The sequence below is a fragment of the Stenotrophomonas sp. NPDC078853 genome (assembly GCF_044901215.1).
Classification (GTDB): Bacteria; Pseudomonadota; Gammaproteobacteria; order Xanthomonadales; family Xanthomonadaceae; genus Stenotrophomonas; species Stenotrophomonas lacuserhaii.
Genome location: NZ_JBJDOQ010000015.1, coordinates 59,715 through 82,479, shown reverse-complemented (window position 1 = coordinate 82,479; position 22,765 = coordinate 59,715). Strand labels below are relative to the sequence as shown.

The window sequence follows — 22,765 nt, the reverse complement described above, 5'->3', positions numbered from 1 at the left end:
TGCCGCTCTACGTCGCGAGCCGACTGGACTATCCGCAAACCACCAAAAGAGCCCTCCTATTCAGAACCAGCTCAAATTCATGCAAATCTGGAGCCATAACCATTACGTATACCGGCCCCGCCTCATCACCACGCTCGTAAGCGAACAAAAACTTGTCTTTTCTATCGGTTCTTTCCTTACCGAGTAATTTGAATCCATCCGTTGCGGTTATACCTTCCTTGACAGTTCTATGTGAGAACCTTGGGTGCCCACCTATCTGAACTTCGGCCACTGAATCATTCACTTGGATGTTGCCCAAGTCAAAGTCCGGCCGAGGCGCTTGAGGCTGAAACGTGACACCCGGCGGGAGTGCCGCGCAAACGTTGAATCTTTCGCTTAGGACGGTTGCCTCCTGCTCAGCCTGGCAGGCAGCAACCAAGACCATCGCAGCGAAAAACAGGAACTTAGTTGCAACCGCAGCCATGCCGGATCAACTCGTTTTCAGCCTTTAAAATATCTTTGATGTTCTGCTCATTCACAGGAACAGTGAGATTTCTTCCCATAACGTCCTCCCGAGAGTTTGCAACTGCGCAGGCGGCGAACTTGCCAGCTGCGCGACTGGGCTGGCAATTGGCGACACAGTGGAAGCACTTATCGCTGCCGATCGTGCGATCTTGCAACATGTCTTAATACTCGCCAGCTTGAACAACCACCGCAACCGGAGCAGAGACAGGGAACGCCAAGGCCTCCAATGCACCCTCAACCATGCTTCTCCAATCAAACATAGCGTCGACTCAGCCTAAATCACTCATGCATAACCAAGCATGCGAAAGCTCCAGACAGGGCCAGGAGAAATATAACGGCATTCACAACGAAGGCGATCAGTACGAGCCGATGCGCTCTACACTCCGCGGAGTACACAGCCCCCAAGCCCCTGAAGGGAAATTTCTGAAAAAAGTGATCTCGCTCGAGAAGCTGGGGAGAGCTCAGCCTGGCCCACGCATCCCGATCTCTACTCCGCAAACGCGCTACCGCAATGCCCCGTATCACCATAATCGACACCATGAGGACGAAGGATATGGAGAACAGCCAAAACCCCAAATCAACAGTCAGCACCCGCATTTACTCCACACTACTCCGTCCTCGCTAGCTCTTGAAAATCCCCCGATATAGCTAGCAGATGCGTCCCAGCCACCCTGGCCTCCCCATCCGACAGACTTCACAGCCCCGAGTTTCACTTCGTACAAGGCAGCACCACCACCAACAGCAGCACCGATCGAAAGTAGGCTCGCTGGACCAACTAGGTCGCCGGGATCAACTAGCATCAGGTTCCCGCCGGATAGAGTAACGTTTGAGACGGTGAGAGTTAGAGGCGAACCGACCCCTATACCCGCTCCGGCGAAAACCACGCTTAAAGTCGCAGCTCGCCCCGCCAAGCACTCAGACGTCAGGGTTAGTTTCGCAGACCCAACGCTTCCAAACCCCGTCCATGATTCGGGGGCTAGATCAGATCTCGCCTCAGAACTTCACCCTACTGTAGACCAAGTTCAATTCCTTATCGTGCATCACCCATCGATTAGTATTGCCCTCTAGACATAAGTAGGACGTGCCTGCGTTGCCCGATGCGCGTGACCGAGCTGCACGAGCGAATCGCGGAAACCGCTGCATCACGCTGCTGTCCGGCATCTCTAGCTCTGTCGTTTTCCTACACTCTTCCGGCAAGATAAAAGTTCCGCTACTGGGAACAAAAACCAACCATGACTCATTTGTATCCATGTCGTGCGTCTCACGAATATCCATGGCATCTTCAGGCAACCACAGCGGCAGCCATTTGGAATCGCCAATTGCCTGCATCGCTTGGGCTTGATCGCGATTGGCATACTCGTTGCTCGCAACTTCGACACATCCTGAAATTGCAATAATCAAATTTATTGCCATGAAAGGCTTGAAGATTCCCACTGTAGGTTTCCACGTAATTAAAATGGGAAGTTCCCGCCTGGACGATAGATTCCGCACATCTGCGAGCAATTCCCTCCAGAATTCATTTGCCCTGACGATCGTCCAAGCAGGTTTGCTAATTGATCAGCCGCCGAGTCGTCAGCAGAATCTCCTTTAACCCTCTGGTCGAACCTTTCGCGCCCGTCGCTTATACACTGGGCAGCGGCCACGCCTCCCATGCCTTTCTGCGCAGCTTGGCAATTCGCCATACAATGAAAATATTTGTCCTGACCGATCCATCCATTGTGTGCCCCACCAACTGCATGGGTGGCTGACCACTGGTTAGCGTACTGTTGACCGAAATCGCCCGCTCCCGCAGCGAATGCGGCCGGCAACCCGAGCGCCTCCAAACTTCTATTAACGTAATATCTCCAGTTAACTGTATAGGCACCAGTCTCTGACTTACTGACCCCAGGATGGAATTCCTGCAATCCTAAAGGGTCAACGTGGGTGATCGGAACTCCGCCGGCATAGGGGTAGGTGCCGGCCCCACCCGCCAACCCAATCGGATCACTCTGCACATACCGCCCCACCCCAGCATCATAATCCCGCTGGTAGTTGTAGCTCAGCCCGCTCTCCGGCGTCGCCTGCTGCCCCGGGAACCGCAGCGCAAATCCAAACGCGACCCCATCCCCATCAGGATCCTCATTCGCCGCATCCGCCCCGAACGCCTCACCCGTCAGCGCCCACTCCCACACAGCCACATTACGCGCCGCGTCGATGATCACCCGCGGTGTCCCCAGGTGATCCGGCTGCACGTAGCCCAGTGTCGGCACACCGGCAGTGGACTCACTGAACACCGCAATCGGATAGTTCTCCAGCCACACCACCTGTTGCAGTGGCACCCCGCTTGCACTGTATTCGCCCAGCCACTGGCCTGATTCGTCGTACAGCGTCGAGGTGGTCTTGCCGCCCGCCTGCCGCAGCACGCGCTCGCCCCGGTGGTTATACCGGTAAATTCCCAGCGAAGTGCTCCCCTGCTTGACCTGTCCCAACCGGCCAGTGCTGTTGTAGGCGTAGGTCAGACCATTCATCTGCGTTGTGTTGCCCGCAGCGTCATAGGTCCTGGCCAGACCGCCCACGCTGGTCAGGCGATGGCTGGTAGCCGGATAGTGATACGCCAGCGTTCCGGCATCGCTGCCGGCCTGCGACCGGTTACCGGTCGCGTCCCAGCCATAGGTATGCGTCGGCATCCCCGCAGCATCCGCCGCCTGCAACAGGCGCCCCATTCCGTCGTAACCGTAGGTTGCGAGCACGCTTCCGGATGCACCGGCACGCAGCTGGGTAAGCGCCCCCACTGCGTCATATCCAAATCCGAGCTTGAGTCCACCGGTCGACGCATCGCTGACGCTGCTCACCCTGTAGTCCTGATCATGCGGACGGTTCAGGCGACGTTCGTTTCCATAGGTCCAGCCGGTGATCGGACCGAATGGCGCATGACCCACCTGCTTGACCAGAACCTGTCGAGCCAAGGTTCCACGCTTCAGCCCTACCTGGGTGACGCGGCCCTGCGCATCCCGCATGTAGTCGGCCACCGCCCCACCGGGATAGATCACAGAGGCAAGCCGTCCCGCCTTGTCGTACGTGTACCGCAGGGTCGTTGCGACGTTGTTGATCGTCTGGATCTTACGGGTCACCTGACCGAAGCGGTCGTGGCAATACTGGCTAGATCCACCGGGGTGAACCACGCGCCCAACCCGGCCGATGGCGAAGCGCTCTGTCGCTGCGCATGCCGCCGGTGCGACGTCGTACTGCACCCCCACGTCTTGAGTGGGATCGGGATAGGCGATGGACGTAACGCGGTTCAACGCATCGTAGCCATAGGTCGCAGTGACGCCACGCGCATCGGTACGCGTCACCCTGTTACCTGCGGCATCGACGGTCATCGTGGCGTTCCCCGTGTCCGGGCTGGAAAGGACCAGCAGGTCACCGAAGCCGTTGTACTGATAGTTGGTATGCAGGCCCTTTGGACGCGCTCATTTGATGCGATCTTTCTCAGGGCAGAAGAAACGGCCGAAGATACATAGCGGCTGAATTCCATCAAAGCGACGGCGGTCGACACGTCAGCCCCCAACCTTTCAAGATGCGAGAAGAGTCTCGAAGCTCACGCCCGAGTGCCGACCCCAGAAAGGCTTCCGCACCTCCAAGCCCCGTCCTTTTCACATGGCAACTCTGAGCGCGGGTAACACTCGTTGGCAACATTAAACACACTCTTACCGGCTTATTTGGCACTTTCCGCCTTACAGTAACGAGGACTATTTACGTCAGTTTCCCAGTACGTTCCCGCGTATATCAATGCTTCAGCCCCGCGTGCAGACAGCTCAATATCGTGTGCAAACCTGCCATCGCAGAAGATCATCCTCCGGCCCCTAGCGACGAATCGGTCAGATCGTAACGTCCATTCATTTCGCCTTGCCAAATCAAGGAAGTGCCTTGAGGCCACCTCGACCGTCAACGCCGTCTTGGCTTCAGCCGTCATGCCGATAAATGTTCCGCGGGACAACGCTCTCTGCGTTCGGGCATCACTATTCTGCGGGAATTTCAAACCCTCGTTAGCGGCCTTTAATTCCCCGTCGCTTGGTCGGCCAGACCAATCACCTCGAACCAGACTTCGCGTAACTGACAACCAACTTATCACAATAAAAGTACACACCAATGCAACTAGAACGAGTTTGGCTTTCACCACGAACCTCCCCAGCTTCCGTCACTTCGAGATACCTCACCAGGAGAGAACCCGCCACCTATTCCGACGCCCACCTCAGTCGAAGTTCCCGCGTTTGGAGAATAATTTAACCCTCCGCCCACGCCGCGATAGCCGCCTGCACCCGAAATTCCGAACCCCCCGAGATGATCATCGACCTTGGCGCCCGTGGGAACTTCGCATTGATTGAGCCACCCAACACTCAGCGAAGCCTGCAGGCGCCCATTGGGAGAAGGATAAGGTCGACTTAGGCCCCCAGCCACAAATGTGTTCCCGCTTCGAGAAAAAGAGCGAGACGCGCCAAAAACATAGAATGACACACTAACCTTGACAAAATCAGGGGAGCGAATGTTGTGCCCTTGGCCCCACATTTTCATCTCGTTTGGACTCCCCACCACCTGTAGTCCGAGTGGATCAACCGATCGCAATGGATCACCCTCCACATACCCATATGTGCTAAGCCCGCCCAATAATCCAATCGGATCGCTCTGCACATACCGCCCCACCCCAGCATCATAATCCCGCTGATAGTTGTAGTTCAGCCCCGTCTCCGGCGTCACCTGCTGCCCCGGGAACCGCAACGCAAATCCAAACGCGACGCCATCGCCATCAGGATCCTCATTCGCAGCATCCGCCCCGAACGCCTCACCCGTCAGCGCCCACTCCCACACAGCCACATTACGCGCCGCGTCAATGATCACCCGCGGTGTCCCCAGGTGATCCGGCTGCACGTAGCCCAGTGTCGGCACACCGGCAGTGGACTCACTGAACACCGCAATCGGATAGTTCTCCAGCCACACCACCTGTTGCTGTGGCACCCCGCTTGCGCTGTATTCGCCCAGCCACTGGCCTGATTCGTCGTACAGCGTCGAGGTGGTCTTGCCGCCCGCCTGCCGCAGCACGCGCTCGCCCCAGTGGTTATAGCGGTAAATTCCCCGCGAAGTGGCTCCCTGCTTGACCTGTCCCAGTCGGCCAGCACTGTTGTACGCGTAGGTCAGGCCGTTCATCTGCGTCGTATTGCCCGCTGCGTCATAGCTCCGCGCCTGCCCACCCACGCTGGTCAGGCGATGGCTGGTAGCCGGATAGTGATACGCCAGCGTTCCGGCAGCGCTGCCGGCCTGCGACCGGTTACCGGTCGCGTCCCAGCCATAGGTATGCGTCGGCATCCCCGCAGCATCCGCCGCCTGCAACAGGCGCCCCATTCCGTCGTAACCGTAGGTTGCGAGCACGCTTCCGGATGCACCGGCACGCAGCTGGGTAAGCGCCCCCACTGCGTCATATCCAAATCCGAGCTTGAGCCCACCGGTCGACGCATCGCTGACGCTGCTCACCCTGTAGTCCTGATCATGCGGACGGTTCAGGCGACGTTCGTTGCCATAGGTCCAGCCGGTGATGGGACCGAACGGCGCATGGCCCACCTGCTTGACCAGAACCTGTCGAGCCAGGGTTCCACGCTTCACTCCTACCTGGGTGACGCGGCCCTGCGCATCCCGCATGTAGTCGGCCACCGCCCCACCGGGATAGATCACAGAGGCAAGCCGTCCCGCCTTGGTGTAGGTGTACCGCAAGGTCGTCGCTACGTTGTTGATCGTCTGGATCTTACGGGTCACCTGACCGAAGCGGTCGTGGCAATACTGGGTAGATCCACCGGGGTGAACCACGCGCCCAACCCGGCCGATGGCGAAGCGCTCTGTCGCTGCGCATGCCGCCGGTGCGACGTCGTACTGCACCCCCACGTCTTGAGTGGGATCGGGATAGGCGATGGACGTAACGCGGTTCAACGCATCGTAGCCATAGGTCGCAGTGACGCCACGCGCATCGGTACGCGTCACCCTGTTACCTGCGGCATCGAATGTCATCGTGGCGTTCCCCGTGTCCGGGCTGGAAAGGACCAGCAGGTCACCGAAGCCGTTGTACTGATAGTTGGTATGCAGGCCCTTTGGATCGGTAACGCGCGTAACGTTGTCCAGCGCGTCGTACTGCATCTGGGTCTCGGCCGCGACACCCGCGCTGTCCTGCAGAGAACGCGCCAGGCGATTCAGCGCGTCGAATGCCTGTGTGCTGGGGCGGAGCAAGGCATCGGTGACGAGCGTTGGATTGCTGCTGGCGTCATAGCCATAGGTCGTAGCGTGGTTACCCGCGTCCTTGAGCGCGGTCAGCTGGCCCAGCGTGTCGTACGCGCGTGCCAATGTGCGGCGAAGCGTACCTGCATTGTCTAGCGCCTTCTCCTGCAGGCGATTTCCCGCATTATCCAGAACATAGTGCAGTGTGTTCCCTGCCGTGTCGGCGACGTCGGTGAGGCGCTGCGCGGCGTCGTATTCGTAGGTGATCGCACTGCCGTCCGGCTGGATCACCTGCTTGACCTGGCCGGTCGGCCAGTACGCAATCGAAGTGATCCGGTCGGCCGCCGTGGTAGCGCCACGGACGATGACCTGCGTCGGCCAGCCACGCGCATGGTAACGATAGTCGGTGATTACATTGTTCGCGTCCCGCGAGGAAAGTACCCGCCCCGCCTCGTCATAGGCCAGCACGTCGACCTTGTGTCCGAGACCGTTGGTGGTGCTGCGCAGATCGCCTTTGCGGAACGTGCACGCGCCGGCGCTGCTGCAGCCGGTATCGTCGGCGGCGTAGTACACGTAGGTGACCGTGTCGGCCACGCCACTGCGCGGTCCATCCACGCTGCGCAGCAGGCCAATCTCCGGGCAATCGGCTCCCACCGCCTCGCAGTAGGCAAGGGTGGTCACCCGCGACTGCCCGCTGACAAGGTCCTCCACGGTGATCGAGACCGGCTGCATCCTCGCATTGCGCGTGATGCGGGTTTCGCGGTTGGCTTCGCGCTGCAGTACGACGCGGTTGCTGCCGACCGCTACCTGGGTGGTCGACACGCGCTGCTCGGGCAGTCCGACCGCTTCGGTCACCGTGTGGCTCTGCACCGCACCCGCGGCGGGATCATTGATGTCTGCATACAGATGGCTGGTCGTCGTGCCGCGACGGTCCGTGACGCTCTGCACGCGTCTGCGGAAATCCGTGCTTTCCGGCAGGTACGTTCGGCTGATGCTTCCCTGGGTATCGGTGATGCCATTGACCTTGCGCGGCAGGCCGCTGGTGCCTGGGGCCGTCAGCCCAAAGTTCGACTGCCGACCGAGCGCATCGGTCACGACGGTGCCCGTCGCGGTATAGGCCAGCTTGACACCATCCACACCGACGTCGCTCTGCGTGCAGTCGCCCGAATGCCGGCTGCAGGTGACCCGGCCCTTTTCGTCATAGCCGAACCAGCTGAATCGCTGTCCATCCTCCGCCGTTATGCCTGTGAGGTGCTGCGGGAAACGGCTGTCCTCGTAATGGTAGGTGCGTGCACCACTGTCGGGGTAGCTTGCCGAAACCAACTTGCCGTTGCTGTTATAGAGATAGGAGACGACGACGACGCCACCGATCGAGAGCGACGAAATGACATTATCGTCCGCCGGCAGCGCGTACTGGAGCGTTACTTGTCGCCCTGTTGAATGCGTAATGGACAGCAAGCGGCCGCGCGCATCGTGAGCGTATTGAAGCCAGGTGCCGTCCTCGAACTCGCGCCATTGCAGTCTGCCGGCTGCATTGAAGACCATGACTTCGTCGCGGCGCCGGAGCGTCCAGTCGGTGCCCTGCTGCGACACCCGGTCGCCGCTGCCATTTCTCGCCTCCCACTCGGTTCCCACGCGAAGTAAGGCAACATGGGTGCCATCCGCCTCTGTCAGACCGAGATAATAGCTAGAGGGGCTCGAATAGTGATCAAGTGCGACACTGAGCCGAACGTTGTGCGAATGCGTCCATCCGTGCCCAAACGCCCCTCCGGCGGTGCTGCTAGACGAATGATAGAAGCGCTCGAATGCAACCCAATGCAGCGAAATGTCGCTTTCGGCCTCATATTTGTCCCCCGTACTTGGATCGCAAGGATTGCCAACTTTGCACTCGTTTCCTAGAGGCTCACTCCAATACGTAAAGACTGCAGGATCTTCTGCAATATTCCAAGGACGCTTCATGGCGCACACGTTGAGATCCCGGCGCCACTCCATTATCTTTGGATTGCGACATTTAACGTATCGCTCGCGCCTGATGACGCCCCTTGCAACCCTTTCTATACAGCCGTTAGGGTAGTCATGCCAGTTAAATTTTATGACGAAGGTGCCGCTCTCAAACATATTGGAGCCATCCACACCCCAACCATCTCCATCTGTATCCCAGAATGTTTCTGAAGCGGTCGGCCCGGGGCATCCATTATCTCTCCGATACTCTTCGATCGCTTGCTCTCGGGCCTCATCCTCGGTTGCCACGTATTCATTCCATGGAAATTGATATTTCCAGTCCGTCATCGAACCGACTTCCGGCACGACATGGTAGTCATATATCGTTTTATCGGAAAATATCGCCTGGTTGTTAACCTCCCAATGGAGGGGGCCAGACTCGGCGAGCTTCTCGAAGCGCGCTTCTATGGCCTTCTGCGCGCCACGCTCTGTCCAATAGATCGTTCCAGGCGACGCCCCTCCCTCCCACGTTCTGATTGCTTCCTGCGCATCAGCGGACTGCATCAGAAAGAGGAGTGCGGCGGATGCCGCAACAGCGCGAAAAACATTGATCAGCTTAAGGCTCAACTCGTGTCTCCTCGCGCCGGAGGTCCGAATGACTCGGACCAGCACCAAGCGCGCGGTCATGAAACCGTAAAGGCAATCTTAGTGTTGTGGCACTGCACGCTCTTTCGGATCGTTCAACTGATCTCGCTTCGTCGTTAGAGCGTGGCTATGGAGTTCTACGCGACACCGACCGCCGAGCCTGGCTAAGCCGCTCGTCCTGACCGGCACCCTGCGGGCCGTCGCAAGCGACGTTGGCAGCGGCTCCTGCCGCCGCCTTCGGCGCTACCCGTCAATCAGTGGACGGTGGTGTTTCCGCGCGGATCCAAGCGATCGATCACGCCCTGCATGGCACTGTCGAAGGCGCCGTCATCCACGTGCGGGCGCAGGCGCCCCAGGCGCACCATCACCGCCAGTTCTTCCGGCGATGCGACGCAGAAGCGTACGCCGCGCCGGTTGACGAACAGCAGGCGCTGCGAGATCGGGCTGATCCACGACAGCTTGCCGGCCTGCGCCTTGCCGTCCTTGTCGATGAAGTCCAGCCAGATACCAATCTCCATGCGGCGGAATCGATCCGCGTCCGCATTGTCGAAATTGTCGTCTTCCACCGACGCGGTGACTTCCACCGATGCGGTATCCGAAGCCGGCGGGGCGGGCAGTACCACCTGCGGCAGCTCAGGCAGGGCGCGCTCCAGTTCCGGGCGCGACTCGGCGATGCTCTGCAGGGTGTCGTGCAACGCATCGACGGCGCGCGCGGCGCCATCACCGTGCACGCCGACGCTGGCGAACACGCGCCCCAAAGCCGGCTGCCAGGCCTGCAGCCACGGCTTGCCGACGATCTTGCGGCGCGCTTCGGCCACTTCGTCCAGCAGGCCGTCGGCCAGGGTCAGGGCTTCGGCTACCGATGCACCCTCTTCGCCTTCACGCAGCAGCGCCAGGGTGAGGTGGTGCTGCCACGGTTGGCGCAGGAACTCGGCAATCGCCTGCGGCAGGGTGGCGTCGGCAATGCGACGGTCCAGTTCGGCACTGGCGCGGGCGCGGGCCATTTCCAGTTTTTCCTGGCCACGCTGCGTTTCCGCGGCACGCCGCTCGGCGATTTCAATCCGGCGCCGATGCTGGGCCAGGAAATCGCGGAAATCTTCTTCCAGGGTCAGGAAGATGGCGAGGTTCTCGTTGAACTCGGCCACCAGCCGTTCGATGATTTCTTCGACCTTGCCCATCAGCACGCGCTCGGCCTGGCTTTCGCCGGTGTTGCCTTCGCATGCTTCGGCCAGCGAATTGAGCAGCTTGCGCGCCGGATGGGTCTTCTGCACGAACATGCGGCGGTCCAGCATGGCGACCTTGACGAAGGGCACCACCAGCCGGCCGATCAACTCACGCGAACGGCCTTCCAGTTCACGCTCGTCCAGCATCACGTCGAACAGCATGCCGACCAGGTCGATGGCATCTTCGTCCTGCGGATCGAGCCGGGCCTGGCTGGGATCCACGCCCAGTTGGGTGGCATTGGACAGCACTTCGCTTTTCAGGCGCTGTGCCAACGATTCACCGTCTTCGCCGATCGCCGCGCGCAGCGTCGCACTTGGCGTGGCCTGCAGGAGGGACAGCACCGACATCATCTCGCGCTGGCTGAGCGGACGCTGCTGACCCACCGCGACCTGCGCGGCGGACGTGGCGTCCTCGCGCACATGGCGGGTCTGCCGCAGCAGTTCGTGCAGCGCGTCCAGCAGCATGCCCTGCTCACCGCCGGGGCCGCCCTGGCCGCCGTCGACATCGCCGGGGTGGCCCTGAAGGTTGCCGCGCTGCTGGGCCCAGCGATCCGTGAAGCGCTGTGCCCATGCCGGTGCGCCCTGGCTGCCATCGGCACCGTCGGGGCCGGGCGGATGACGCTGTTCCACCAGATCGTCGAGCATGCCCTGCGGCGGCGGGCTGGGGGCCCGTTGCGGGGCCGCGCGGCGCGGTGCGGAGACATTCGGCAACACCCCGGCCTTGGCCAGGTGGTCGTCGATTTTTTCGTAGATCTTGCCGATCGGGGCGTGCAGGTCGCGCTCGCACAACTTGATCAGCACCAGCCGCACTTCCGGGGCCAGCTCGCAGCCGGCGAAGGCTTCGTGGATGGCCACGCCCAGTTGTTCGGGGCTGATCGGGTTGGTGTCGGCGTCCAGTTCAAGCCCGCCGCCGATCCAGCCCAGGCGCAGGTCCAGCCGGCCCAGCACGGATTTGAAATCACGCAGCAGCAGCATCGCGAACTGGCGCACCGCCAGCCGCGATTCCAGTTCGTGCTCGCCGACCAGGCTCAGGCCGTCGTCGCGGTGGCCGGAAAGCGTCGCTTCCGCCGAAAGCGGCGCGCCGCTTTCAAAGGCATCCCAGCTGCGCTGCAGGTGGGCGGAGAAACCGTCACTGATCTCCTGGCGGCGGCGACGCAGTTCACGCATGCCGTCCAGGAACAACAGCTGGGAGGCGCCTGCGGTAGCGGCGCGATCGAACAGCACGTCGTCAAACCGCGAAAGCACGGTCGTGAACGCAAGCGTGATGGCCGGCAATGCCGCCTCACGGACCAGCATGAGCTGGGACGCGTCGCGTCCCGGCGCTCCCATCGGACTGGGCGTCACCATGCGAGAAGGCTCCCCACCTTCGCAGAATCTCGATACGACAACGATGACATGACTGCCCGCGCCTCCCCAGCGCCAGCAGATCGATGGTAGGCCGTCCACGCCACTGCGGACAGTGAAACAGTCCTCACTTCCGCACCCCATGACCAGACGACCGGCAAGGTACGTATCGTAAGCGCTGCAGGGCCTGCAGCGCGAGCGCTGCAACACGCTCGGCGCAAGGCGGGGGCATGATGGACATCACAGTTGTCGCTGGGGGGAGTTAAACGGGCCGGCGGCCCGTCCGGCCTCGAACTATACCGCCGCGAGGGTGATGAACCGTTCATCTACAGCGTGAAGACAGTTCGCACTTTGGCGGTTCACGCTGGCGGACATCACGGGGACTCAGCGGGGCGCCAGATGGCGCTCGCTATACTGGCGTTCCGCTCCGAACGGATGGTTCCCCCGCATGTCTGAACCTGCTGCCCTGCTCGCCCTCGACGCCCGCCGTTCCGTGCCTTCGCGGCAGCTGGGCGAGCCCGGTCCGGACGCCGCCACCCTGCTGCGCATGCTGGAATCGGCCGTGCGTGTGCCTGATCACGGCAAGCGGGTGCCGTTCCGTTTCCTGAAAATCAGCGGGGATGCCCGTCATGCCCTCGGCGCCTTCCTGGCCGAGCGCGCCCTGCAGCGCGATCCGGACATTTCCGCCGCGCAGCTGGACAAGGATCGCCAGCGCTTCTCGCACGCGCCGCTGGTGATCACCGTGGTGGCCAGCCTCAAGCCGGACGCCAAGGTGCCCGAGCAGGAGCAGCTGATGACCGCCGGCTGCGTCTGTTTCGCATTGCTGCAGGCCGCCCAGGCGTACGGCTTCGGCGCGCAGTGGCTGACTGCCTGGATGGCCTTCGACCCGGCAGTGCGCGCCCATCTGGGCCTGGCCGAAGGGGAACAGATCGCCGGTTTCATCCACATCGGCACCCCGAAGACTCCCGTGCCGGAACGCGACCGGCCCGATGCCGCCGCGCTGCTGCAGGACTGGACGGGCACGGCGTGAGCGCAAGGGTGGACCCGCTGGACGCGCTGGATCCGATGGCCGAAGGCATCGCGCAGGCGCTTGCCACTGAAGCCGCTGCACGCCCGCCGTTGTACTTGGTGGATGCCAGCATCTACATCTTCCGCGCGTGGCACTCGCTGCCCGACCAGTTCCAGGACGCGCAGGGCTGGCCGACCAACGCGGTGCACGGCTTCGCCCGGTTCCTGCTGGAGCTGCTGGAGCGCCAGCGCCCGCAGCACATCGCCATCGCCTTCGACGAGGCGCTGGACAGCTGCTATCGCAACCGCCTGTACCCGGCCTACAAGGCCAACCGCGATCCGGCGCCGGAGGAACTGCGGCGCCAGTTCGTCCACTGCAAGGCGCTGTGCGCCGCGCTCGGGCTGGCGGTCATGGGCCACCACGATTACGAAGCCGATGACCTGATCGGCAGCGCCCTGCACGCGCACCGCGCCAGCCACCGCGGCATCATCATCTCCGCCGACAAGGACCTGTCGCAGCTGCTGCTGCAGCATGATGAACAGTGGGATTTCGCCCGCAACGTGCGCTGGGACATGCACGGGGTGAAGGGCCGGCTCGGCGTGCACGCGCACCAGGTCGCCGATTTCCTCGCGCTGTGCGGCGATGCGGTGGACAACATCCCCGGCATCACCGGCGTGGGCAGCAAGTCCGCCGCCGTGCTGCTGGCCCACTTCGGCAGCCTGGACGCGTTGTACGAACGCCTGGACGAGGTGCCGTTCCTGCGCCTGCGCGGTGCAAGCCAGATGGCGGTGCGGCTGCGCGAACAGCGCGAGCACGCCTTGCTGTGGCGCGAGCTGACCACCATTGCATTGAATGCACCGCTGGATGGCACCGTTGCCGGCATGCCGCGCGGCCACGCCGACGGCGAACTGCTGGAAGGCCTGTGCAGCACCCTGCGCTTCGGCCCGCTGACCCGCCGCCGGCTGTTCGCCGCCGCCGGCCTGGCCGACGCCTCAGCACCTTCTCCTTATCCTCCATCGAGCGAGTTCGCATGAGCCAGCGCAACAACGAAGCCCCGCGTGTCGTATTCGAAGGCAAGTTCCAGCGCATGGTCGTGCGCGGCACCTGGGAATACAGCGAACGCACCCATGCCGGTGGACTGGCGGCGATCATCATCGCGGTCACTCCGCAGGACAACGTGCTGTTCGTGGAACAGTTCCGCGTACCCCTGCAGGCCAAAACGATCGAGATGCCGGCCGGACTGGTCGGCGACATCGACGCCGGCGAATCCATCGAAATTTCCGCCGTGCGCGAACTGGAAGAAGAAACCGGCTGGACCGCCGAACAGGCCGAGGTCCTGATGATCGGCCCCACCTCTTCCGGTGCCAGCAGCGAAAAGATCGCCTTCGTGCGCGCCACCGGTCTGAGCCGGGTCGGCGCCGGCGGTGGTGATGACAGCGAAGACATCACCGTGCACGAGGTACCGCGTGCGCAGGCAGCGGCATGGCTGGTGCAGAAGATCGCCGACGGTTACGAGCTGGACGCCAAACTGTGGGCCGGGCTGTGGATGATCGAACACCACCTGGACGGAGCCCCGCGTGGCTGATGCCGGAGCAGACGTGTCATCGGCGCTGCTGGGATCGGATGACCCTGCGGTGTACACGATCCATCGGCCGCAGGGCGCATCGCCGTTCCTGCTGCTGGCCGACCACGCCGGGCAGCAGGTACCGCGCTCGCTGGGCACGCTCGGGTTGCCGCAGGCGCAGCTGGACCGGCACATCGGCTGGGATATCGGCATTGCCGGCACCACCCGCGCGCTGGCGCAGCGGCTGGACGCTTGGACCATCGAACAGACGTATTCGCGGCTGCTGATCGACTGCAATCGCCCGTTGGCATCGCCCACGCTGATCCCCGAAACCAGCGATGGCACCGTGGTGCCGGGCAACGCGGCGCTGACGGTTGCACAGCGGCAGCAACGCATCGAAGCCATCCATGCGCCGTACCACGCACGCATCAACGCGGAACTGGATGCACGCCGCGATGCCGCGCGCCCTACCCTGCTGGTGATGATGCACAGCTTCACCCCGGTGATGAACGGCGTGCAACGCCCTTGGCATGCCGGCGTGCTGTACCACCAGGACACGCGCTTCGCGCATCCGCTGCTGCGCGCACTGGGGGAAGAAGGCGACCTGGCGGTCGGTGACAACCAGCCGTATTCGGTTACCCCGAGCAGTGATTACGCGGTGCCGGTGCACGGGGAAGGCCGCGGCCTGGTGCATGTGGAACTGGAGATCCGTCAGGACCTGATCGCCGATGAAGCCGGCCAGCAGGCCTGGGCGGATCGGCTGGCGCGACTGTTCAACGGACTGCAGGCAGCGCTGCTGCAACGGTAGGCACTGGCCTCTGCACTTGGTGGGTGACGACCGTTGGTCGTCACGCGCTTCTGCCAGTGAAAGCGTGACGACCAACGGTCGTCACCCACCGGGGCAGGTTCAGCCACCGGGCAGGTTCACGCGGCTGGCTCAGGCGAACGAATCGGTCGCGCGCACCAGCGCGTCCACGTTCTCGGCTTCGAACGCCGAATGGCCCGATGCGGGGCTGATCTGCAGCTTCGCCTTCGGCCAGGCCTTGCTCAGCTCCCAGGCGTTGGCCAGCGGGCACACCACGTCGTAGCGGCCGTGCACGATCACGCCGGGGATGTCGGCGATGCGGTGCGCATCACGCAGCAGCTGCTCTTCCACCTCGAAGAAGCCGCCGTTGACGAAGTAGTGGTTTTCGATGCGCGCGAAGGCCAGCGCGAACTGCGGGTCCTCATGGCTGTTGACGAAGTCATCGTCCACATGCAGGAAGCTGGTCGCCCCTTCCCACACGCTCCAGGCCTTGGCCGCAGCCAGCCGGGTGGCTTCGTCTTCGCTGGTCAGGCGACGATGGAACGCGGAGATCAGATCGTGCCGCTCGACGGCCGGGATCGGCTTGAGGTAATGCTCCCACGCATCGGGGAACAGGCGGTTGGCGCCTTCCTGGTAGAACCATTCCAGCTCCCAGCGGCGCAGCATGAAGATGCCGCGCAGCACAAGTTCGGTCACCTTCTCGGGGTGCGTCTGCGCATAGGCCAGCGCCAGCGTGGAACCCCAGCTGCCGCCGAATACCTGCCAGCGTTCAACGGAAAGATGCTCGCGCAGTTTCTCGATATCAGCCACCAGGTCCCAGGTGGTGTTGTCCACCAGGTCTGCGTGCGGGGTGGAACGTCCGGCACCGCGCTGGTCGAACAGGATGATGCGGTACTTGGCCGGGTCGTGGAACTGGCGCATCTTGTCGCTGCAGCCGCCGCCCGGCCCGCCATGCAGCATCACCACCGGCTTGCCGTCCGGGTTGCCGCACTGTTCGAAATACAGCGTGTGGCGGTCGTCGACCTTCAGGGTGCCGACGTCGTAGGGGGTGATGGCGGGGTACAGCGTACGCATGCTTGCAGCTCCGTGGTGATGCCCCGCGCGCGGCAGGACAGAGCGCCCATTCTAGGCCGGTCGCCGGCCCAGCGTGACCCGGTCGCGCTGCTCCAGGTCCTGTACCGTTTGCACTTCATCCAGGCCGGCCTGTTGCAGCAGCGCGCGGATCGCCGCGCCCTGGTCCCAGCCATGTTCCAGCAGCAGCCAGCCACCGGGCAGCAGGTGGGCGCGCGCCCCATCGGCGATCAGGCGGATGTCGTCCAGCCCGTCCTGCCCGGACGCGAGCGCGGTGGATGGCTCAAAGCGCAGGTCGCCACGTGCAAGGTGCGGATCGTCGCTGGCGATGTAGGGCGGATTGCTGGCGATCAGGTCAAAACGTTGCCCCTGCAGCGGCACATGCCAGGACCCCTGCGCGAAGGCGACGTTGGACACCGCGTTGCGCGCCGCATTGCGCTTGGCCACCGCCAGCGCCTCGCCACTGAAATCGGTCGCCAGCACCTGTACAAGGGGGCGTTCACTGGCCAGCGCCAGTGCAATGGCGCCGCTGCCGGTGCCGAGGTCGGCAATCGTGCAGGGGCGATCGGCAGGCAGCCGCGCCAGCGCCTGTTCCACCAGCAGCTCGGTCTCCGGCCGCGGGATCAGGGTGGCCGGGCTGACCTCCAGCTGCAGCGTCCAGAAGCCCCACTGGCCCGTGATGTAGGCCACCGGTTCGCCTGCCGCGCGACGCGCCAGCAGCGCATGGAAACTGTCGCGATCGGCCAGGTCGACCGGATCCGTGGCGTGGGCGAACAGCCAGCTGCGCGGGCGCTGCAGCGCATGCAACAGCAGCAGTTCGGCCTCGTGCCGCGCCTCTGGACCGCGCAGCTTGGCCGCGGCGTCAGCCAGCAGGTCGCGTAACAGCATGTCGGGGCGCGCGCTCATGGTCAGGACCTTGCATGGGGGCGGCAGCTTAGCCCAAGGCGTCGCAACGAGGCCGTGCCGCGGCGACATCACGGCACCGGAGCTGATGCACGTTGTTCAGGTCCACCCCCGCGTGATATTGGCCGAGGCTATCACGCCACTGGCCAAGAAATCCCGCAAGTCGTTGAACCATAACGAAAACAGCGGGCGCTTTGGGTCCCTGCGCTCACTGACTCAGCCGATTATCAATAGCCAAAGCCTATTGGATAGATGCAATCAATGGATTGTCCTTATCGGATAGGAGCCGTTATTCTAGGTCCTGTCGCAACACCCACTCCCCTTCACCCAAGAGGAATATCCATGTCCCTGATCAACACCCAGATCCAGCCGTTCGAAGCCAATGCGTATCTGAATGGCGAGTTCATCAAGGTTTCCGACCGCACCATGAAGGGCCAGTGGTCCGTCCTGATCTTCATGCCGGCCGCTTTCACCTTCAACTGCCCGACCGAAATCGAGGACGCGGCCGACCATTACGCCGAGTTCCAGAAGGCCGGTGCCGAGGTCTACATCGTCACCACCGATACCCACTTCTCGCACAAGGTCTGGCACGAAACCTCGCCGGCGGTGGGCAAGGCGCAGTTCCCGCTGGTCGGCGATCCGACCCACCAGCTGACCCGTGCCTTCGGCGTGCACATCGAAGAAGAAGGCCTGGCCCTGCGCGGCACCTTCATCATCAACCCGGAAGGCGTGATCAAGACCCTGGAGATCCATTCCAACGAGATCGCCCGTGACGTGTCCGAGACCCTGCGCAAGCTGAAGGCTGCCCAGTTCACCGCCGCCAACCCGAACCAGGTCTGCCCGGCCAAGTGGAAGGAAGGCGAGAAGACCCTGACCCCGTCGCTGGACCTGGTCGGCAAGATCTAAACGCCGCACCTCGCTCCCATGCCCGCCCCACGCGGGCGTGGGGGTGAACCGAAGCCAGCCGCGCAAGCCAGCAGCCGCCAGCCCCTTCCACGCTGCTGTCTTCGGTTCACCCCTACCCCCTGCTGGTCCGCTACGCTCAGTCGCGGCGCCACGCCCCCGTTTTGCCTGAAGCCAGGAGAAGACCATGTTGGATGCCAACCTGCAGTCGCAGCTGAAGACCTATCTGGAGCGCGTGACGCGCCCGATCCAGATCACCGCGCATGCCGACGACGGCGCAAAAGCGCAGGAGATGCTGGAGCTGCTGACCACGATTGAAAGCCTGTCCGACCAGATCAGCCTGACCGTGCTGCGCGATGGCACTGGCCGGGTGCCCTCCTTCGACCTGGGCAGCCCGGGCCAGGACATCCACCTGACCTTCGCCGGCCTGCCGATGGGCCATGAGTTCACCTCGCTTGTGCTGGCCCTGTTGCAGGTGGGCGGCCACCCGTCCAAGGCGACAGCCGAAGTGATCGAGGCGGTGCAGAACCTGGAAGGCGAGTTCAAGTTTGAAACCTATTTCTCGCTGTCCTGCCAGAACTGCCCGGACGTGGTGCAGGCGCTGAACCTGGCCGCGGTGTTGAACCCGCGCATCCAGCACGTGGCGATCGACGGCGCCCTGTTCCAGGACGAAGTGGAACAGCGCCAGATCATGTCGGTGCCGACGGTCTACCTCAACGGTGAAGTGTTCGACCAGGGCCGGATGACGCTCGAGCAGATCGTGGCCAAGCTCGATACCGGTGCGGCCAAGCGCGATGCCGCCAAACTGTCGAGCAAGGATGCCTACGACGTGCTGGTGGTGGGCGGTGGTCCGGCCGGCGCGGCCGCAGCGATCTATGCCGCCCGCAAGGGCATCCGGACCGGCATCGCGGCCGAGCGTTTTGGCGGCCAGGTGCTGGACACCATGGCGATCGAGAACTTCGTTTCCGTCAAGGAGACCGAAGGCCCGAAGATGGCGATGGCGCTGGAACAGCACGTGCGTGAGTACGACGTGGACATCATGGACCTGCAGCGCGCCACCGGCCTGGTGCCGGCCGGCGAAGATGGGCTGGTGCAGGTGCAGCTGGAGAACGGCGCGGTGCTGAAGTCGCGCACGGTGATCCTGTCCACCGGCGCGCGCTGGAGGCAGATGAACGTCCCCGGCGAAGACCAGTACCGCAACAAGGGCGTGGCGTACTGCCCGCACTGCGATGGCCCGCTGTTCAAGGGCAAGCGCGTGGCGGTGGTGGGCGGCGGCAATTCCGGCGTGGAAGCGGCGATCGACCTGGCCGGCCTGGTATCCCACGTCACGCTGCTGGAATTCGACGACAAGCTGCGCGCCGACGACGTGCTGCAGCGCAAACTGCGCAGCCTGGGCAACGTGACCGTGCTGACCAGCGCACAGACCACCGAAGTCCTGGGCGACGGGCAGAAAGTGACGGGGCTTGTCTACAAGGACCGCGTCGGCGGCGATTCACATCGGGTGGAACTGGAAGGCATCTTCGTGCAAATAGGACTGCTGCCCAATACCGAGTTCTTGACTGACGTCATCTCCCTCTCGCCGCGAGGTGAAATCGTCATCGATGATCGCGGCCAGACCAATCTGCCCGGAGTGTTTGCCGCCGGGGATTGCACGACCGTACCGTACAAGCAGATCATCATCGCCATGGGCGCTGGATCGACGGCCGCCTTGAGTGCCTTCGACCACCTGATCCGTACGTCCGTGACCAAGAGCAGCGGCGCTGTCGCCGAAGCTGCCTGACACAGGTTCCCAGATCACCGGGGACACCGCATGTCCGCTGGGTAGCCACGCCGTCCCGGTCCCTACCCAATGAGGTCTCAGGATGAACCTACGTGATCTGAAGTACCTGGTGGCCTTGGCCGACCATCGCCATTTCGGCAAGGCCGCCGCCGCGTGTTTCGTCAGTCAACCCACGCTTTCCACCCAGATCCGCAAGCTGGAAGAAGAGCTGGGGTTGCCGCTGGTGGAACGCGCCCCGCGCAAAGTGATGCTGACCCCCGCTGGCCTGGACGCGGCCGCGCGCGCCCGGGTCATCGTGGCCGAAGTGGAGCAGATGAAGGAAGCGGCGCGCCGCAGCCGCGATCCGGAGGCAGGGGCGGTCCGGCTGGGGATATTCCCGACGCTGGGGCCCTACCTGCTGCCGCATGTGATTCCACGCATCCGCGAACGCTTCCCGCAGCTGGAGCTGCTGCTGGTCGAGGAAAAAAGCGACGTGCTGCTGGCCCGGCTGCGCGAAGGCAAGCTGGATGCCGCCCTGCTGGCGCTGCCGGTGCTGGATGACCAGCTGCACACCGAGTTCCTGTTCGAGGAGCCGTTCCTGCTTGCCGTGTCGGCCCAGCATCCGCTGGCCAACCGCCGCCAGCTGGATGTGCAGGAGCTGTCCGCGCAGCGCCTGCTGCTGCTGGAAGATGGCCACTGCCTGCGCGACCAGGCACTGGAAGTCTGCCGGCTGTTCGGCGCCAACGAGAAATCCGAGTTCCGTGCTACCAGCCTGGAGACGCTGCGCCAGATGGTCGCCGCCGACGTGGGCATCACCTTGATGCCGACGCTGTCGGTGAAGCCGCCGGTTCCGCGTTCGGAGAACATCCGGCTGCTCGACCTGGTCGGTGACAACCCGCCCAGCCGCCGGATCGCGATGGCGTGGCGACGCAGCTCGGCGATGAGTGGGTTCCTGGAGCAGCTGGCCGACCAGTTCAAGCACTTGCCGGCGTCCCTGTTCACGTTGTCGGGTGGGCCGTTACCCCCGTCACGACAAGCCGCAAACGACGTCAGCGCCCTGCCGGGCTGAGCCGCAGCCGAACAATGAAGAGGGCGGCGTGCGCGGGTGGGTCGATTCCTGCCCCGTTTGTCCCCACAATATGAATCAGGCGGCGCCAACTGGTGCCGCCTTTTGTATGTCCCTTTCAAGGAGTAGTTGCATGACCACCGCAAGCGGCCTGCCGCCGTCCATCACCGTTTCATCCCATGACCTGGCCCGCCTGGAGGCGTTGCTGGACTCTCCTGCTGCGAGCGCCTTGCCGGCTGCTGCGGCGTTGTCCGATGAATTGACCCGTGCCACCGTACTGGCCCCTGGCGAGATGCCAGCCGGCATCGTCAAGATGCATTCGCGGGTTGAATGCGAAGACGCGACCACCGGCGACAAACACGTGCTGACCCTGGTCTATCCACGCGAAGCAAACGTCGACGAACATAAAGTGTCGGTGCTGGCACCGGTCGGCACCGCCCTGCTGGGCCTGTCCATCGGCCAGAGCATCGATTGGGATGCGCCGGGCGGACGCAAGCTGAAACTGCGCGTCACCGCGGTTCACGACGACGCACCCTGAAGAATTCCCGCTACCCGGCTGCGCCCCACGCGCGCCCGCACTGATGGAGCTGCAATGAGCACTACCCCGTCCAAACTGGCCCAGCTGCGCGAACTCTCCGTGGTGGTCGCCGATACTGGTGATTACGATGCCATCAAGCGGTTGCGACCGGTGGATTGCACCACCAACCCGACCCTGGTGAAGAAGGCGCTGGACCTGCCGGTCTATGCCGACCTGATCGCCCGCGAACTGGCCTGGGGCCGCGAACAGGGCGGTGAGCGCGAGAGCGTGGTCAACGCCGTGGCGGACCGCCTGACCGTCGGTGTCGGCACGCTGTTGAGCACGCTGGTGCCGGGCCGCGTGTCCACCGAGGTGGATGCGGACAAGTCACATGACACCGAGGCCACTGTCGCCAAGGCGCGCCGCTTCGTGCAGATGTATGCCGACGCCGGCGTGCCGCGCGAGAAGATCCTGATCAAGATCGCCGCGACCTGGGAAGGCATCGAAGCGGCACGCGTGCTGCAGGCCGAAGGCATCGATTGCAACCTGACGCTGATCTTCAATTCCACCCAGGCACTGGCCTGCAGCGAAGCCGGTGCGTTCCTGATCTCGCCCTTCGTTGGTCGCATCCTGGACTGGTACGTGGCCAACGGCCAGGCGCCTGCCAGCATCGATGAAGACCCCGGCGTGGTGTTCGTGCGCGGCGTGTATGCCGAGTTCAAGCGCCGCGGTTCGCCGACGGTGGTGATGGGCGCCTCGTTCCGTTCCACGGCGCAGATCGAAGCCTTGGCCGGCTGCGACCGCCTGACGGTTTCGCCGGACCTGCTGGAAAAGCTGGACGCCGAGCATGGCGAACTGCCACGCGCGCTGGTGGCGGGTGGGGCTGAAACCGTGGTGAGCACGCCGATCGATGGCGCGCGCTTTGCTGCTGACCTGGCCGCCGATCCGATGGCGACGGAGAAGCTGGCGACCGGGATCGAGGCGTTCGCCAAGGATCTGGAAAGCCTGCGGGCGCGGATCCGCGCGGAACTGTGATCTTGTCGGGGTGGTCGAACGGGTGAGACCCCCTCGAGGGTGGCTGCGTATAGTTGGCCACGTGCTTGGGGCCGGGAGCCGCCACCCGCGTAATAAAGAAGAAGAGCGGTAGCGCCGACCCATGGTCGGCGAGCGCAGCGGGCCGTTGGCGGGACCATTCCGCCGACCATGGGTCGGCGCTACCAAGGCCGCCATGGACCTGTCGAAGCTGGGGCGGGGTGGGTTGGCGGGGGCGTAGG

The 22,765-nt window shown here is 63.3% G+C and carries 15 protein-coding genes and 2 pseudogenes; 9 read left to right on the top strand and 8 right to left on the bottom strand.

The window, feature by feature from the left end:
* Nucleotides 1-28 precede the first annotated feature (28 nt).
* The 6 genes and pseudogenes from ACI2JH_RS15105 to ACI2JH_RS15080 form a co-directional block, all read right to left on the bottom strand.
* Nucleotides 29-463: a hypothetical protein gene (locus ACI2JH_RS15105; RefSeq protein ID WP_404736601.1), complete on the bottom strand. Its 435-nt coding sequence runs from the start codon at nt 461-463 to the stop codon at nt 29-31.
* Between the two features lie 1,034 nt (nt 464-1,497).
* A complete protein-coding gene (locus ACI2JH_RS15100; RefSeq protein ID WP_182657545.1) occupies nt 1,498-1,938 on the bottom strand; it encodes a hypothetical protein in 441 nt (146 codons plus the stop codon).
* Nucleotides 1,939-1,955: 17 nt separating this feature from the next.
* Nucleotides 1,956-2,282 (bottom strand): annotated as a pseudogene (locus tag ACI2JH_RS15095) (hypothetical protein); the annotation flags it as partial.
* A 120-nt stretch (nt 2,283-2,402) separates the two neighbouring features.
* Nucleotides 2,403-3,947 (bottom strand): annotated as a pseudogene (locus tag ACI2JH_RS15090) (RHS repeat-associated core domain-containing protein); the annotation flags it as partial.
* A 709-nt stretch (nt 3,948-4,656) separates the two neighbouring features.
* Nucleotides 4,657-9,309, bottom strand: coding sequence for an RHS repeat-associated core domain-containing protein (locus ACI2JH_RS15085; protein WP_404736600.1), 4,653 nt, complete (start codon nt 9,307-9,309; stop codon nt 4,657-4,659).
* 272 nt (nt 9,310-9,581) lie between these two features.
* The gene (locus ACI2JH_RS15080) at nt 9,582-11,897 is read right to left on the bottom strand and encodes a DUF1631 domain-containing protein (protein WP_404736599.1); all 2,316 of its coding nucleotides are present in this window, start codon (nt 11,895-11,897) and stop codon (nt 9,582-9,584) included.
* A 445-nt stretch (nt 11,898-12,342) separates the two neighbouring features.
* On the opposite strand from ACI2JH_RS15080, the gene ACI2JH_RS15075 reads away from it, so the two are divergent.
* The 4 genes from ACI2JH_RS15075 to ACI2JH_RS15060 are packed head-to-tail and all read left to right on the top strand — an operon-like array spanning nt 12,343 to nt 15,275.
* The gene (locus ACI2JH_RS15075; RefSeq protein WP_101099624.1) at nt 12,343-12,924 is read left to right on the top strand and encodes a nitroreductase; all 582 of its coding nucleotides are present in this window, start codon (nt 12,343-12,345) and stop codon (nt 12,922-12,924) included.
* Complete coding sequence (locus ACI2JH_RS15070) at nt 12,921-13,937, top strand: 5'-3' exonuclease H3TH domain-containing protein (protein ID WP_372487469.1); 1,017 nt, start codon at nt 12,921-12,923, stop codon at nt 13,935-13,937. Before ACI2JH_RS15075 ends, ACI2JH_RS15070 begins: the two co-directional genes overlap by 4 nt.
* Complete coding sequence (locus ACI2JH_RS15065; protein ID WP_404736598.1) at nt 13,934-14,488, top strand: NUDIX hydrolase; 555 nt, start codon at nt 13,934-13,936, stop codon at nt 14,486-14,488. The genes ACI2JH_RS15070 and ACI2JH_RS15065 overlap by 4 nt, the downstream gene beginning before the upstream one ends.
* Nucleotides 14,481-15,275, top strand: coding sequence for an N-formylglutamate amidohydrolase (locus ACI2JH_RS15060; RefSeq protein WP_404736597.1), 795 nt, complete (start codon nt 14,481-14,483; stop codon nt 15,273-15,275). The genes ACI2JH_RS15065 and ACI2JH_RS15060 overlap by 8 nt, the downstream gene beginning before the upstream one ends.
* Nucleotides 15,276-15,404: 129 nt before the next feature.
* Here ACI2JH_RS15060 and pip read toward each other — a convergent pair whose 3' ends face one another.
* Nucleotides 15,405-16,346, bottom strand: a complete 942-nt coding sequence (gene pip, locus ACI2JH_RS15055) for a prolyl aminopeptidase (protein WP_101099621.1) — start codon at nt 16,344-16,346, stop codon at nt 15,405-15,407.
* A 51-nt stretch (nt 16,347-16,397) separates the two neighbouring features.
* Nucleotides 16,398-17,231 (bottom strand): peptide chain release factor N(5)-glutamine methyltransferase, encoded by an 834-nt coding sequence (gene prmC, locus ACI2JH_RS15050; RefSeq protein WP_404736612.1) that lies wholly within the window; start codon nt 17,229-17,231, stop codon nt 16,398-16,400.
* 357 nt (nt 17,232-17,588) lie between these two features.
* Between prmC and ahpC the strand changes: the two genes are divergently transcribed.
* The 5 genes from ahpC (at nt 17,589) to ACI2JH_RS15025 (ending at nt 22,526) form a co-directional block, all read left to right on the top strand.
* A complete protein-coding gene (gene ahpC / locus ACI2JH_RS15045) occupies nt 17,589-18,152 on the top strand; it encodes an alkyl hydroperoxide reductase subunit C (protein ID WP_101099619.1) in 564 nt (187 codons plus the stop codon).
* Nucleotides 18,153-18,336: 184 nt separating this feature from the next.
* Nucleotides 18,337-19,929 (top strand): alkyl hydroperoxide reductase subunit F, encoded by a 1,593-nt coding sequence (gene ahpF / locus ACI2JH_RS15040; protein WP_404736596.1) that lies wholly within the window; start codon nt 18,337-18,339, stop codon nt 19,927-19,929.
* 82 nt (nt 19,930-20,011) lie between these two features.
* Nucleotides 20,012-20,977 carry a LysR substrate-binding domain-containing protein gene (locus ACI2JH_RS15035; RefSeq protein ID WP_223181797.1) on the top strand — a complete coding sequence of 322 codons (966 nt, stop codon included), beginning with the start codon at nt 20,012-20,014 and terminating at the stop codon, nt 20,975-20,977.
* A gap of 130 nt (nt 20,978-21,107) precedes the next feature.
* Nucleotides 21,108-21,512: a nucleoside diphosphate kinase regulator gene (rnk, locus tag ACI2JH_RS15030; protein WP_182657059.1), complete on the top strand. Its 405-nt coding sequence runs from the start codon at nt 21,108-21,110 to the stop codon at nt 21,510-21,512.
* Nucleotides 21,513-21,566: 54 nt separating this feature from the next.
* A complete protein-coding gene (locus tag ACI2JH_RS15025; protein WP_349999532.1) occupies nt 21,567-22,526 on the top strand; it encodes a transaldolase in 960 nt (319 codons plus the stop codon).
* Nucleotides 22,527-22,765 lie beyond the last annotated feature (239 nt).